This window comes from Pseudactinotalea terrae (assembly GCF_009733845.1).
Classification (GTDB): Bacteria; Actinomycetota; Actinomycetes; order Actinomycetales; family Beutenbergiaceae; genus Pseudactinotalea; species Pseudactinotalea terrae.
The window spans coordinates 453943-466951 of sequence record NZ_WNXZ01000001.1 but is presented as its reverse complement, the minus strand read 5'-3'; the positions used below and the strand labels follow the sequence as shown (position 1 = coordinate 466951).

Annotated in this window: 10 protein-coding genes; 3 read left to right on the top strand and 7 right to left on the bottom strand. The window is 72.5% G+C overall.

Features of this window, described 5'->3' with window-relative positions; genetic code table 11:
* Nucleotides 1-20: 20 nt before the first annotated feature.
* Nucleotides 21-1556, top strand: a complete 1536-nt coding sequence (locus GPA03_RS02135) for a phytoene desaturase family protein (protein ID WP_156250347.1) — start codon at nt 21-23, stop codon at nt 1554-1556.
* A 430-nt stretch (nt 1557-1986) separates the two neighbouring features.
* On the opposite strand, the gene GPA03_RS02130 is transcribed toward GPA03_RS02135, so the two are convergent.
* The 3 genes from GPA03_RS02130 to GPA03_RS02120 form a co-directional block, all read right to left on the bottom strand.
* Nucleotides 1987-2739, bottom strand: a complete 753-nt coding sequence (locus GPA03_RS02130) for a nucleotidyltransferase domain-containing protein (RefSeq protein WP_156250346.1) — start codon at nt 2737-2739, stop codon at nt 1987-1989.
* Nucleotides 2740-2986: 247 nt separating this feature from the next.
* The gene (locus GPA03_RS02125) at nt 2987-3406 is read right to left on the bottom strand and encodes a hypothetical protein (RefSeq protein WP_156250345.1); all 420 of its coding nucleotides are present in this window, start codon (nt 3404-3406) and stop codon (nt 2987-2989) included.
* A complete protein-coding gene (locus GPA03_RS02120; protein ID WP_156250344.1) occupies nt 3403-4389 on the bottom strand; it encodes a hypothetical protein in 987 nt (328 codons plus the stop codon). The genes GPA03_RS02125 and GPA03_RS02120 overlap by 4 nt, the downstream gene beginning before the upstream one ends.
* Before the next feature lie 148 nt (nt 4390-4537).
* Here GPA03_RS02120 and GPA03_RS02115 point away from each other — a divergent pair, with 148 nt between their 5' ends.
* Nucleotides 4538-5638 (top strand): sensor histidine kinase, encoded by a 1101-nt coding sequence (locus tag GPA03_RS02115; RefSeq protein ID WP_156250343.1) that lies wholly within the window; start codon nt 4538-4540, stop codon nt 5636-5638.
* Nucleotides 5635-6276, top strand: coding sequence for a response regulator (locus GPA03_RS02110; RefSeq protein ID WP_156250342.1), 642 nt, complete (start codon nt 5635-5637; stop codon nt 6274-6276). Before GPA03_RS02115 ends, GPA03_RS02110 begins: the two co-directional genes overlap by 4 nt.
* Nucleotides 6277-6327: 51 nt before the next feature.
* Here the strand turns inward: GPA03_RS02110 and GPA03_RS02105 are convergent, their stop codons facing one another.
* From GPA03_RS02105 to GPA03_RS02090, 4 genes are all read right to left on the bottom strand, one after another.
* Nucleotides 6328-9936: an ATP-binding cassette domain-containing protein gene (locus GPA03_RS02105; RefSeq protein ID WP_156250341.1), complete on the bottom strand. Its 3609-nt coding sequence runs from the start codon at nt 9934-9936 to the stop codon at nt 6328-6330.
* 73 nt (nt 9937-10009) lie between these two features.
* Nucleotides 10010-10894 carry an aminoglycoside phosphotransferase family protein gene (locus GPA03_RS02100; RefSeq protein ID WP_162458229.1) on the bottom strand — a complete coding sequence of 295 codons (885 nt, stop codon included), beginning with the start codon at nt 10892-10894 and terminating at the stop codon, nt 10010-10012.
* 26 nt (nt 10895-10920) lie between these two features.
* Nucleotides 10921-12252 carry a Dyp-type peroxidase gene (locus GPA03_RS02095; protein WP_156250339.1) on the bottom strand — a complete coding sequence of 444 codons (1332 nt, stop codon included), beginning with the start codon at nt 12250-12252 and terminating at the stop codon, nt 10921-10923.
* Nucleotides 12253-12362: 110 nt separating this feature from the next.
* Nucleotides 12363-12974, bottom strand: a complete 612-nt coding sequence (locus GPA03_RS02090) for a GNAT family N-acetyltransferase (protein WP_162458228.1) — start codon at nt 12972-12974, stop codon at nt 12363-12365.
* Nucleotides 12975-13009: the final 35 nt, after the last annotated feature.

Genomic DNA, 13009 nt, shown 5'->3' with positions numbered 1-13009 from the left:
CCAGGCATACCCTCGGGTGCATGGACGTCGTCGTCGTCGGAGGTGGCCACAACGCGCTCGTGGCCGCGACCTATCTCGCCAGGGCGGGGCTCGCCGTCGAGATCCTCGAGGCTGCCGACCACGTGGGCGGGGCCGCCGTGAGCGAGGCGCCGTTCGCGGGCGTGGACGTGCGGTTGTCCCGGTACGCGTACCTGGTGAGCCTCATGCCGGCGGCACTGATCGCGGACCTCGGGCTCGATGTGAGCCTCGCGGACCGGTCGGTCGCCTCGTGCACGCCGTACGACGGCGACGCCGGGCCTGCCGCGTTGCTCGTCACCGATGATCTCCCGGGCACCCGTGCCTCGTTCCGTGAGCTCACCGGCTCCGACGCCGAGCACGACGCCTGGACGCACTTCTACGAGGACGCCCAGCGCCTCGCGGACGCCGTCGCCCCCACCCTGCTCGGACCGTTGCCCGCCGAGCGGCAGATCCGCGCCGCCGTGCCCGACGGCGTCTGGCACGACCTCATCACACGCCCGTTGGGCGAGGCGCTCGAGCGCCGGTTCTCGAGCGACCTGGTGCGCGGCGTCGTCGCGACCGATGCGCTGATCGGCACGTTCGCCTCCCTTCGCGAGACGTCCCTCGTGCAGAACCGCTGCTTCCTCTACCACGTGATCGGCGGGCCGTGGCGGGTGCCGGTCGGCGGCATGGGAGCGGTGAGCGCTGAGCTGCGGCGGGTGGCCGTGGAGGCCGGGGTACGGATCAGCCTGAGCCACCGGGTGACCGCGCTGGAACCGGGTGCGGACCACGTCACCGTGCGGGGTTCGGGGCCCGACGGCGGAGCCTTCGGTCGCGAGGCGGGCTGGGTCTTGTCCGGGGTCGCCCCGGCGCTGCTCGCCGAGCTCTGCGGCGATGTCGTTCCGACCAGGCCCGTGGGTGCGCAGCTGAAGGTGAACATGGTGCTGTCCCGGTTGCCGCGGTTGCGCAGCGGTGCGGATCCGGCGGTGGCCTTCGCGGGAACGCTCCACAGCGGCGAGGCCTACTCCGACCTCGAACGGGTGCACCGTGCGGTGGCGGCGGGCGCACCGGTCGGGTCGCTGACCGGCCCGCCGCCGGGCGAGGTGTACTGCCACACACTGACCGACCGCTCCATCCTGTCGCCCGAGCTCGACGCCGCCGGCGTGCAGACGCTCACCTACTTCGGCCTCCACGTGCGAGCGGACGACCCGACCCCGCGTGCGGACCTGCTCGCTGCCGCGGTCGCGGGCCTGGAGACGCACCTGGCCGAGCCGCTGGAGCCGCTGCTGCTGACCGATGCCGACGGCCGCCCGTGCCTGGAGGCCAAGGTCCCGCGCGACATCGAGGCTGAGCTCGGGATGCCCGGCGGCCACATCTTCCATGGGGATCTCGACTGGCCGTGGCTGTCGGAGCCGGCCGCCGGGCCGGCGGCCGCCTGGGGCGTGGCTACCGACTACCCGAGGGTGCTGGTGTGCGGCTCGGGCGCGGTGCGCGGCGGTGCGGTCAGCGGCATCGCCGGCCACAACGCCGCGCACGCGCTGCTGGAGCTGCTCACGTGATCGTCGCCAGCGCGCGGCGGTAGAGCACGCGATCCTCGCGGGTCGACCTCGACACCGCCAGGTGACGACGACTCAACCGATGCACGTAGTAGCCGCGGTACGGGAGCACGACGATCGAGTCGATACCGCTTCGCCAGGCCGAAACCAGCACGTCGACGCAGTCGTGTTCGGGACTGGCCGGCGGAAGCGGGCCTTCAACCGCCCGCTCCCAGTCCGTGAGCGCGACGGAGTCGATGCCGTCCCGGCCGTAGGTGCTCTCCCAGCGCGGCCGGACCGGGTCCGCGGCGGCGAACCACGCCCAGGCCTGCTGCCCCAGGCGTGCCGGACGAACAGGAGCGTGATCAGGTGGCTGTGCGGGTCGACACGGATCACCATGTCCCGCGGCCACGGGTTGCCCGGGATGGGGACGTTGGATCGCATCGCTCCGGTCTCAGCTCTGAGAGGTCAGCAGCAGCAAGCTGGGTCGGAGCCGCTCGGCGAGGTCCCGGTCGTACTCGATGATCTCGGTGAGCAACAGGTCGAGCAGGGAGCGGAACCGGCGCGCGAGCGCAGCGTCGGTGAGGTCCGATGAGTGCGCGTCGGCGAACGCGGCGAGCACCGCCGTCGGGAGCTGATCGACCCCACGGCCGTGGAAGGCGACGAGACCGTGACGCAAGCACGCCAGCGAGAGCACCTGGTTGCGCAGGTCGTCGAGCATCATGACCGCCTGCCAGGTGCGGCCACGCGCGAGGGCGGAACGCGCGTGCAGCGCGTAGAGCCAGGCCCAGCCGATCGCGGCCGCGGGATCCTGCTCACGCGGAACGGTCGGCTCGTTGACCTCACCGAACAGTAGCTGGAAGCTTTCCTCGGTGGCCCGCACCTGGTCCTGGGGCCAGAAGGAGATGTCGACCTGCAGGGAGGAGGCGAGCAGGAACACGCGGTAGAGCACGCCTGCGGCCACCACGTCGAGGTGGTGGACCGCACCGTGCTCGCCGTACATGGCGTTCGTCCAGCGGTGCGCCACCGTGTCGACGACGGACGCCTCCACCCCGAGCACCAGGTCGATGTCGGACCAGCGGTCCTCACGACCGGTCGCGACCGAGCCCACGAGGGCGGCCGCCGACACGTCCGGGTCCTGCTGCGCGCGCGCGATCAAGGCCTCGCGCAGCGCCTCCCGCTCGGTCTGAGTGAAGATCTCGATCATCACTCACAGTCTGTCAGGCCGTGGACGAGACGCTCAGCCGCGAGGTGGCGTCAGCGAGGCGAGAGCCGGTCCATGGACCGACGTCGGCCACGGTGCCATCGACCAGAACCACCACACGATCGGCGCGCGCGCTCCGACGCCCGTCACCCCGCAAGGACCTGGTCGCGGCTGCGCTCCGGGTCGGCCCCGCCGAGGCATGGGGCGTGGGTACCGGAGCCGATCGCTGGGCCACGGCTCGAGGTCACGCTCATCGACCGGACCCTCGTCTTCTCCACGCCGTACGACGGCGCAGCGACGCCCAGGCGACTACGCCGAAGGCGGGGCCGCCGACCAGCGAATAGGTCCCGGGCCTGTCGGGTGCGAAGAGCCGTGGGTCTCCCGCCATGAGCAGCAGCACGGCTTGCAGGGTGAAGAGGAGGCAGGCGAGCCAGGCGAGCCCGATCAGCAGGCGCTCGCCCCGGCGCGGACGGCCACGGGTGAGGACGAGAGCCGAGGCACCCAGCCCCGCGGCGACCGCGCTCGGTGCCAGGCCGCCGACGAGGTACGCCGCCCAGGTCGCATCGGCCTGGGTGAGGAAGCCGATCGTGTAGACGGCGCCGTGCGCCACCGACAGCCCTATTGCGCACGCTGCGGCCGTGTACCCGGCCCCACGGATCCGGGCGGTCATGACGCACCGCCCACGACGGCCCTGGTCGACCGGCGTCGGAGGTGGTAGGCGTAGGTCGCAGCCGCCAGCGCCAGTCCCCAGAGTGCCCAGAGCGGCGCCGCCGACCACGCACCCCAGTTCGCGAGCTCCGCAGCGGGCGTGGCCGGCATCAGGCCCCACGCCATGGCCAGGATGCCCCGTGAGAGGGCGACGCCGGCGCTCATGAGCAGGATCGCGGCAGCGGCAGCCGGGATCACCGCCAGCATCGGAGGGACGCGCCTGCCGGCCAGGCCCGGCAACCACCGAGGGAACGTCTCGCCCCACGGCCGAACCAGCCCCACCGTGAGAAGCGCTCCTACGGTCGCCGCACCGGCGATGATCGCCTCCGTGAGCCGGGCGCCGGGAGCCGTGTAGGGCGCGAGGAACGTCTCGGTCGCCCCGACGGGCAGTCCCAGCGCCCATGCGCCGCGAATCGTGGCGTAGGCCAGCGGGGCACCGACGGCGCAGACCATCGCCAGGCGCGACCACGACGACGCCCGCCGGCCGGGCGAGCGCTCACCGGCCGTGTGCGCGGCAGCGGCGGTGAGCAGCGCACCGACCACGCACACCGCCTGGTTGGCCACGGGCCAGACCGCGCCCGAGACGTTGCCCGTCATCAGCTGGAAGAACGTCAGCAGGAGGCGGGCGTCGGGTACGACGAGGACCGTGACCAGGACCGTGCCCCAGGCGAAGGGAAGGATCAGCCGCCGGCGCTGCGTACCGCGGGACCGGCGCAGCGCGAGGTTGGCGGCGGCGGTGGCGATGCTGAACGCCGCCACCACAGGCGCCGCCGTCGCCGGGTCGATCCCGACGAGGACCGCACCGGCCTGCGCGGCCGCACCCTCGACGGCGAACGGCCAGCCGGGAGCCCCCAGGCTCCACGCGACGGCGAGCCCTGCGTAGGTCAACCACCAGGCCGCCGCCAGGGCCGGCCACCGATGTCGAAGAGCTAGATGTGATGTCATGCCTCGACGATGCTGTGGTCGGGCACACCCGCGGAAGGTGCCGAAAGCCCTTGGTCTCGGCAACGGCGAGCTGGTCGATGACCTTCGGCACGGTTCTCGCGGGACGTGCCCGTCCTAGTGTTGACGCCGTGCCTCGAAACGCCTGCCCATGGAGATGAGCCTGGCCGGCCTCGTGCTGGGGGTCGGCCGCGCGTCCGTGGCCGTCCTCGCCGTCGTAGCGGCGATCGTGTGGTGGCGGGGACGCCGCCCATCCGTGCACGTCCCGACCGCGGCTCTCGCCGGCCTGTCGCTCGTCCTGACTGCCGCGCACCTGCCGACGGGCGACGGCGGCATCGGTGCGGCTCTCTGGGGCCTGGTGGAGATCGCCGGTCTCCTCACGCTGGTCGTCGTCCTCGTGCGTCGGTCGCGGTCACCGGTCGCGATCGGGGTGGGCGCCCTGGCCGGCAGCGCCATCGCCGCCACGCTGCTGCGCGTCCGTGCGCCGATCGAGTCCCCGGCGGATCTGCTGCTCGGTCTGTTCTGGATCCCTTTCGTCCTCGCCGCTGCCGCCGCGGGCTGGTACCTGCGCACCCAGGACGCGTCGCACCTGCGCGAGGTGCGGCGCGTCCAGACCGAGCAGCGGCTGGCCATCGCGGCGGACCTGCACGACTTCGTCGCGCACGAGGTCAGCGCGATGCTGTTCCAGGCCCAGGCGGCCCGGATGCTCGACGCCGAGGGACGGGAGGCTGCGCTCGCCCTGGAACGGATCGAGGTGCTGGGACAGCGTGCGCTGGCCAGTCTCGACCAGAGCGTCCACATGCTCCGCGAGCACGACGAACGCCGCCGCAGCCTCTCGGACCTACGCCACCTCGCGCAGCAGTTCTCGGCGATCGGGCCGGCGCCCGTGGACCTGCACGTCGCCCCAGGCGCCGAGGACTGCGGCGGTGAGGTGTCCGCCAACGCCTACCGCATCGTCGTGGAGGCCCTGACGAACATCCGGCGGCACGCACCAGACTCGACGGAGGTCACCGTCGACATCGGACCGACGGACGATCGGAGGGCCTTGGCCGTCGTCGTGGAGAACGCGGTGTCCTCGGAGGCCGTGGTACCGAGGACTGCGCAGCCGGCACAGGCCGGTCCGGGCGGGAGCGGGATCGCGACGCTCGCCGAGCGCCTCGAGGCGCAGGGTGGCACGCTGACCGCCGGTCCGCGGTCCGGCGGCGGCTGGCGACTGGCGGCGGTGCTCCCGGCGGGACGGAGCCACCGGTGAGCCTGAGGATCGTGATCGCTGACGACCAGAGCGAGCTCCGCAGCGCCTATCGGATGGTCATCGACGCGCAGCCCGACATGACCGTGGTGGGCGAGGCGGCCGATGGCGCTGCCGCCGTCCACCTGGCTCGCCGGCTGCGGCCCGATGTGGTCGTCGCCGACGTCCGGATGCCGAAGCTGGACGGTCTGGAGGTCACCCGGCAGCTCGCCGGACCCGGCGCAGACCCCGCGATCCGCGTACTCGTCGTGACGACCTTCGACGTCGACGAGGACGTCCATGCTGCCCTGCGCAACGGTGCCTGCGGCTTCCTGCTCAAGCGATCCGGTCCCACGCTGCTCGTCGAAGCCATCCGGGCCGCCGCCGCCGGAGATGTGCTCATCAGCCCGCAGCTCACGGCGCGGCTGCTGCGCCACGTCTCGCGGGCCCCGGTCCCGATTCCGGAACCGGCCCTGAGTCCCCGCGAGCTCCTGGTGGCCGAGCTGGTGGCGCGAGGCCTGACCAACGCCCAGGTCGCCGCCGAGCTGCACCTTGCCGTGGGAACGGTCAAGAACCTGGTCGCGACCGTGAGCAGCAAGCTCGACGTCCGCAACCGGGTAGGCATCGCGATGTGGGTGTGGAACCGGCGCGGGCAGTCGTGAGCTGGCCACCGGCACGGTGAGGAAGCACCGCGCGAGCGAGGCGCTCGAGGGTCAGCCGGCCAGGTGGCTCCAGCGCGGTGACAGCTCGTTCCAGGGCCCGACGGCGGCGACCGTGCCGTCGACCAGCACCACCACACGGTCGGCACGGGCGAGCGCAGCGCGCTTCGACGTGGCACCGACCACGGTGGTGCCCTGCTCGCGCAGCGCCGCCCAGAGCTCGATCTCGGTGGAGGCGTCGAGCGCGCTGGAGACGTCGTCGGCGAGCAGCAGCTCGGTGTCGGCGGCGAGCGCTCGTGCGAGCGCGAGACGCTGCACCTGACCACCGGACAGCCGCACGCCGCGGTGCCCGACCAGCGAGTGCGGTCCGCCTGCCTCCTCCACGTCCTGCGTGAGCCGCGCCGCCCGGATCGGGCCGTCGAGGTCACGGGGGTGGTCGAGTCGGACGTTGTCCGAGAACGTCCCGGACAGCACCCGCGGCACCTGTGCCACGTGCGCGACCTGCGCGGGCCGCAGGAACTCCTGAGCGTCGCGCACCGGGACGCCGTTCCAGCGGACCTCACCGGTGTGCTCGACCAGTCCGGCCAGCGCCGACAGCAGCGACGACTTGCCCGAGCCGACCTGCCCGAGCAGGAGGACGAGCTCGCCGCGCCGCACCTGCAGATCGACGTCGTACACACCGACCGTGCCGTCGTCGTGAACGGCGTTCAACCCGGCCAGCTCGAGCCGCTCGAGCGGCGTGCGTGCTGGCTGCACCGGCGTGGGTGCACGCCCCGAGACGAGGTCCACGCCGGGCTGCGCGGCGGTGAGATCGGCGCCGGCGGCGAAGCGTGCGGTGGCGACCTGCCACGAGCGCGTCCCGGGTGCCTCCGTGATCACAGCACCGGCCACCACGCCGTACCAGGCGAACCCGGTGACGGCGTTCGCCACCAGCAGCGTCGTCGCGAGATCCCACCTGTTCGTGAGCAGGAAGCCCCAGGCCACGACCACACCGACGTGGAGCATCACGATCGGCACGGAGTCCAGGACCGCCTGCACCCGGTGCTCGAAGATCGCCGCACGCACCCTCCCGGAGTCCACCTCACGCAGGTGCCGCCGGACATCCGGCGTCCGCGCAGCGAGCTTGACGGTGCGCGCGGAGTCGAGCGCGGACACCAGCGCCCGCCCGAAGTGGGCCCGCGCGGTCGACGACTTGGTGGCGGAGCGGCCGGCGATCGGCCTGCCGATCGCCGAGGCGGCGGCCGAGACCACCATGACACCCAGCAGCACCGCACCCGCGGTCCAGGTTCCGCTGATGACCGCCGTCACGGCCACGATGAGCAGTCCGTTGGTGAAGTCGACCCAGCGGTCGGCGTACCGGACGAACCGGTCCGCGTCCATCGCCCGCGCCACGACCTCGCCCGGAGGCGTCACGGGCAGCCGGTGCTGGCGGGTCTGCCCGTGCATGACGGCCATCCGGATCCGCAGCAGCACCTCCACCCACCATCGTGGGTACAGGCCGATCGCGCGGGAGAGCAGCAGCGGCTGGGTGAGCAGCAGCACCGCGAGCGAGCCCACGAGCACCACCGGCACCACCCCGGTCTGCACCTGCTCGACGGCACGACCCCACAGGAAGCCGCTGACCGCACCCTGCGCGGCCACCAGGCTGGACAGGAGGAACAGCAGCGCGGCGAAGACACCCCACTTCGGTCGGACAAGCAGCCCGTTGAGGATGCCGCGAGCCAGGCTCAGTCCCGAACCCGGCTCGGGCACGTCTGGTGGTGCGCCCGTCCGACGGCGACCACCCACCGCCTCGACCACAGCGCCCTCGGTCTCCTGAGCAGCGGGACTCGACCCGGCCGCGCCGGTGGGAACCTCGTCGGGGTGGTGGTCGTGCAGGCTGCCGTCGTAGTCCTCGTCGTCGAGCGAGCCGTCGCTCGCCCCGGCCTCGACGAGGGTGCGGAACGGGCCTGGTGTCCGTGCGAGCGCTGCCCGCGGGCCTTGCTGCACCACCCGACCGTGATCGAGCACGGCGACCAGCCCCGCGCGCTCGATGGTGCTGAGCCGGTGCGCGATCAGGACGCCCGTGCGGCCGGTGAGCAGACGGTCCGAGGCCGCCACGACCCTCGCTTCGGTGAGCGGGTCCATGCGCGCGGTCGCCTCGTCGAGCACGACCAGCTGGACGTCCTGCACGAGCAACCGCGCGAACGCGACCAGCTGTTCCTCCCCCGCCGACAGCGTGGTGCCGCCTGGCCCGAGCAGCGTGTCGAGGCCGTCGGGCATCCCGCTGGCCCACTCGCCCAGCCCGAGCTCGCGCACCGCCGCCTCGATCCGGGCTCGCGGGACGTCCGCGAACAGGGCGATGTTCTCCGCGAGGGTGCCGGCCAGGATCTCCGTGCGCTGGGTCACCACCCCGACGGCGCGGCGCAGCTTCTGCAGGTCGAGGTCGCGTACGTCGGCGCCGCCGATCAGCACCATCCCGCGGCCAGGCTCGACGGCGCGCGAGAGCAGCGCGGCCAGCGTGGACTTGCCCGAACCTGTGCGGCCCACCAGCGCGATGGTCTGGCCCGCCGGCACCCGCAGGTTGACGTCTCGGAGCGCGAACGTGCCCTCGGCGTAGGTGAAGGTGAGGTCACGGAGCTCGACGTCCAGCGGACCCTCGGGCACCTCGTCCCCGCCTTCGGGCTCCGGCGGCAGCGCCAACATCTGACGCAGCCGCAGCACCGCACCCAGACCCTCCTGGATGTCAGGAAGGTGATGGACCAGGTTGTCGATCTGGCCGATGAACATGGCGGTGACCAGGAACAGCGTGACGAGCTGCTGCACCGACAGGTCCCCGCCCGCAGCGAGGATGGAGCTGACCACCGCCGTCGCGGCCAGCAGCGAGTAGGTGAGCATGCCCGCCCGGCGGATCAGCCGCTCCTCGACACGGACGACCTTGTGGAACTTCTCGTGCACGGCCGCCGAGAGCTGGGCGAGCCTGCGCACGGCGAACGCCTGCCCGAGGCTGGTGCGCAGGTCGTTGCGTGCCGCGACCGCCTCCTCGAAGGCCGCGGCGTGGTCGGTCCAGGCCATCTCCTCGATCACCTTGCGGCGCGCGATCTCGTCGAGCATCCGCCTGGTGGCGAACCAGACCACCACGGCGAGCACAGGGAACAGGATCCACGCGGGCCACCAGGTCACCCCAGCCACGACCCACATCGGCACGGTCGCCACGACCGTGCGGCCGGCACCCCACAGCTGGCGCCGCACCAGGGTGCCGACCGCATGGGTGTCGTCGTCGACGCGGTCCAGCACCTCGCCCACGGCCTGCTCCGACAGTGCGGACAGCGGCTGCCTCAGGGCGGCGTCGAGCAGGTCGCTCCGCAGCTTGCCCTCGGCCCTGTCCACGACACCGGCCCACACGACCTGACCGGCGCCGTCGAGCAGCGCGCCACCCACGACGCAGGCGGCGAGCAGGACCAGCCCGGCGAGCGTGGCGTTCTCCGCGAGCCGACCGGCCACCGCGGTACCGAGGACCTGGCCGAGCGCGCCGGCGCTCAGCGCGAGCAGCGCGACCAGCGCGGCAGGCCTGCGCAGGCGCCGCCAGTCCAGCCGCCTAGCCGGATCGTCCGGGCTCGGGGCATGCTCTCGCGACGCGTCGGGAAGAGGCGTTGTCCCAGGCGTGTGCTGCTCGCTGATCATCACCTCAGAAGGTACGTGCCCGCTCCGACATCCTCCGCCTCAATATTGCGCCGCGCGGGCGTGCGCGCCGAGCTCATGCAGGGTTTCCGAAGGTGTGGTCGAAGGTGCGGAGGCAGTTGTCCAGGTAGAGCGCCCGAGGCCCGGGGTCGTCGACGGCGTAGCGGAAGTCCTCGAGCCATGTGCAGCGAGCGTGGAACTGGATGCGGGTGCGTTCGTCGTCGCCGACGGGTCCGTCGAGCGCGGCGGCGACACCGAACGCGATCTCGCTCCCGAGATCGCGGTAGAGGCGTCCGAGGTCGCGCGCCGGGTCGGTCCGTGCGGCGTCCGTCCAGTCGATGACGCCCGTCACGACGCCGGTCCGGTCGACGAGGATGTGCTCGGCCCCGAGGTCGTTGTGCTGCGGGACCAGCAGATCCCGGTTCGGTGGTACCGGCTCGCTGAGGAAGAACGCGATCACGGCGGCGCGTTCCGGCTCGAGCCTGGAGCTGGTCGCGCGGAAGTGCTCCAGCGCGTCTTGGTGCCAGGCATCGTTCGGGTAGTCGTCCACCGGCAGCCGCTGCGCCTCCGGGATCTGCCGCAGCGCGGCGAGGACCTCCGTGAGCGCCGCGACCGCGCCCGCTGCGGGCCGTTGCTGACGAGCCAGGAGCGGCTCGCCCGGCAGCCGGCGGTAGATGAGGAGCCCGAGCCGGTCGTCGTGGACCTGCGGCACCGGCGTCGAGACGGAGGTGGCACGGGCGAGCGCACCGAGCAGCGCCGCTTCGCGCGCGACGGCGTCGTGATCCTCGTTGAACCGCACGACCCAGCCTTCGACGGCGACGGTGGTGTTCTCCCCTCCCCGTGCCAGTGTCGCGCCGGCGGTTCCGGGTGCCCACAGGCCGTGCCGTGCACCGATCTCGTCCAGGACCGCCTGGTCCGCCGCCACGGGGTCAGTGGGCGGAGCCGCGCCCGTGTCACTCATCCTGGTCTCCATGAGTCGTTCTCGTCTCAGACGAGAGTGTCCCCGACGTAGCCCCCGTCTCGGAACCCCGGGAGGATCGCGAAGATGGCGCTGCCGGTGTGCTGGATGAAGGTGTTCAGACGATCGTGCTCGGCCAGGCGGTGCTGCGCGGCGACGAACTGGCTGTCGGGGTCGTTGCCGTAGGCGCAGAACAGCAGCCCGACGTCGAGCTTGCCGTGCCCGCCGTGATGGTGGTCCTCGGTGCCGGGCGCGTGCGGGTGGTCCTCCGGGTGCTCCAACGGGTCGGGGCTGCCGCCGGCCATGGCGGTGAGGAACCCGTAGTCGTAGTTGTAGCTGCGGCGCAGCATCGAGAACCCGTGCGCACGCCGGATGTGCGCGTCCTCGGCGATGACGGGCGCGCCGCCTGCTCCCGTGTCCTCGAGATCGGGCTGGTCGAACTCCTGCTCGCCGGTCAGCGGTGCGCCGTCCGAGCGACGGCGACCGATCACCGCGTCCTGCTCGTCGCGGGTCGTGAGGTCCCAGCTCGCCGTCTTCATCCGGATCTTGCGGAACACCAGGTACGTGCCTCCGGCGAACCATGCGGGCTCGTCGGGGAGCGACCAGACGATGTCGGCGAGCTCGGCGGAACCGGGTCGCGGGTTGGACGTGCCGTCCTTGTGCCCGAACATGTTGCGCGGCGTCCCGCCGCCGGTCGGGGCACTGAGGAAGCCCGAGTGCGTCCAGCGGATGACCGCATAGCCGGGCAGTCGTGCCCGCAGGGCTCTCATGGCCGCGCTGACCACCTGGGCGTCGTCGGCACAGATCTGGACCAACAGGTCGCCGCCGCCCCAGCGTGGGTCGAGGTGGTCTCCCGCGAAGGCGGGCAGCGGTCGAAGCCGTCGTGGTGCCTCACGCGTGATGCCCGGCAGCTCGAGCACCCGGGCGCCGACTCCGACCGTCATCGTCAGCCGCGCCGCTCCGAGGCCGGTCGCGAAGTCGGTCGGGGTGATAGCGCCGTCCGGGAACATCGGCGAGGGCGGCGGCTCCTGGCCCTGCGTGACGAGCGCTACCGTGGCGGAGATGTCGGCCAGCAGCCGGCGCAGCAGCGCCCCGTCCGTGATGGTCAGGTCGGCGGCGACGAAGGTGGCGTACCGCTGCTGCGCCGTGGTGATGCCGGCCTGATGGACCCCGAACGCGGACACGACCTCCTCGGCAGCCGGGTCGACCGGTGTGCCATCCACACCGGCCTGCAGCTGCCCGCCCGCGAAGCCCGCCACCGCTGCGCCACCCACGGTCGCGACAGCCGATCCCAGCAGAGCACGCCGTGGCACGGTGATCGTGCGCCGGCCCTGCGGCGCGGTCGATGGCGATCTCGTCATGAGCGAGACGCTACGAAGGGCTCGGCGGCGCCGCATCCGTGCCGAGACGACACTCTCGGTCGACCAGCGACGACACCGCGTACGAGCGATGTCGCCGTGGTGCGACATCCTCAGCTGGCGGGCCGGCGCATGAACCAGCAGGTCGTCCCCAGCACGTCGGCCCGCTCGACCACCCGGAATCCGAACCGCTCGTAGAAGCCCACGGCTTCGGGCCGATCGGTCTCCAGGTATCCCACCGCGCCGGCGACGTCGAGCCGGCTGACGTGCCGCGAGAGCAACAGGCTGCCGATGCCGAGCCCACGCAGGTGACGGTCGACCGAGACGGGGCCGAGGTGCACGTGGGGAGCGTCGAGGTCGTGCTTGGCCCACGCAGTCGTCCAGGTCAGCAAGCGGCCCGCTGTTCGTGGGCCGAACGTCACACCTCGGGCCATGAGGCGCAGCTGGGCGCCGAGCACGGGCCGGCACGTCCCCGGCGGGGCCCACCCGGCGACACCGGCCAGCGCGCCGTCCCGGTCGACGCCTTCCAGCTGCAACGAGCGCGAGGCACGCAGGAGGGTATGCATCAGCCGGCTGTGTCGGCGTGCACCGGAGCTCTCGTCGCCCCGGTATGCCGCGACGTGGATCGGGTTGTCGGCCATGCCACGGCCGAGCAGCTCGGCCACGGCCGGCAGGTCGACAGCTGCGATCGGACGGACGTGGTGGTACGGCTGTGGTGCGGACATTCCGGCTCCTTCGGGCGCTCGAGAGCAGCCTGCAC

Coding starts and splice junctions, on each gene's coding strand:
- GPA03_RS02095 (WP_156250339.1), bottom strand. CDS start 12,252: ATGACGAGATCGCCATCGACCGCGCCGCAGGGCCGGCGCACGATCACC.
- GPA03_RS02115 (WP_156250343.1), top strand. CDS start 4,538: ATGGAGATGAGCCTGGCCGGCCTCGTGCTGGGGGTCGGCCGCGCGTCC.
- GPA03_RS02120 (WP_156250344.1), bottom strand. CDS start 4,389: ATGACATCACATCTAGCTCTTCGACATCGGTGGCCGGCCCTGGCGGCG.
- GPA03_RS02125 (WP_156250345.1), bottom strand. CDS start 3,406: ATGACCGCCCGGATCCGTGGGGCCGGGTACACGGCCGCAGCGTGCGCA.
- GPA03_RS02090 (WP_162458228.1), bottom strand. CDS start 12,974: ATGTCCGCACCACAGCCGTACCACCACGTCCGTCCGATCGCAGCTGTC.
- GPA03_RS02130 (WP_156250346.1), bottom strand. CDS start 2,739: ATGATCGAGATCTTCACTCAGACCGAGCGGGAGGCGCTGCGCGAGGCC.
- GPA03_RS02105 (WP_156250341.1), bottom strand. CDS start 9,936: ATGATCAGCGAGCAGCACACGCCTGGGACAACGCCTCTTCCCGACGCG.
- GPA03_RS02135 (WP_156250347.1), top strand. CDS start 21: ATGGACGTCGTCGTCGTCGGAGGTGGCCACAACGCGCTCGTGGCCGCG.
- GPA03_RS02100 (WP_162458229.1), bottom strand. CDS start 10,894: ATGAGTGACACGGGCGCGGCTCCGCCCACTGACCCCGTGGCGGCGGAC.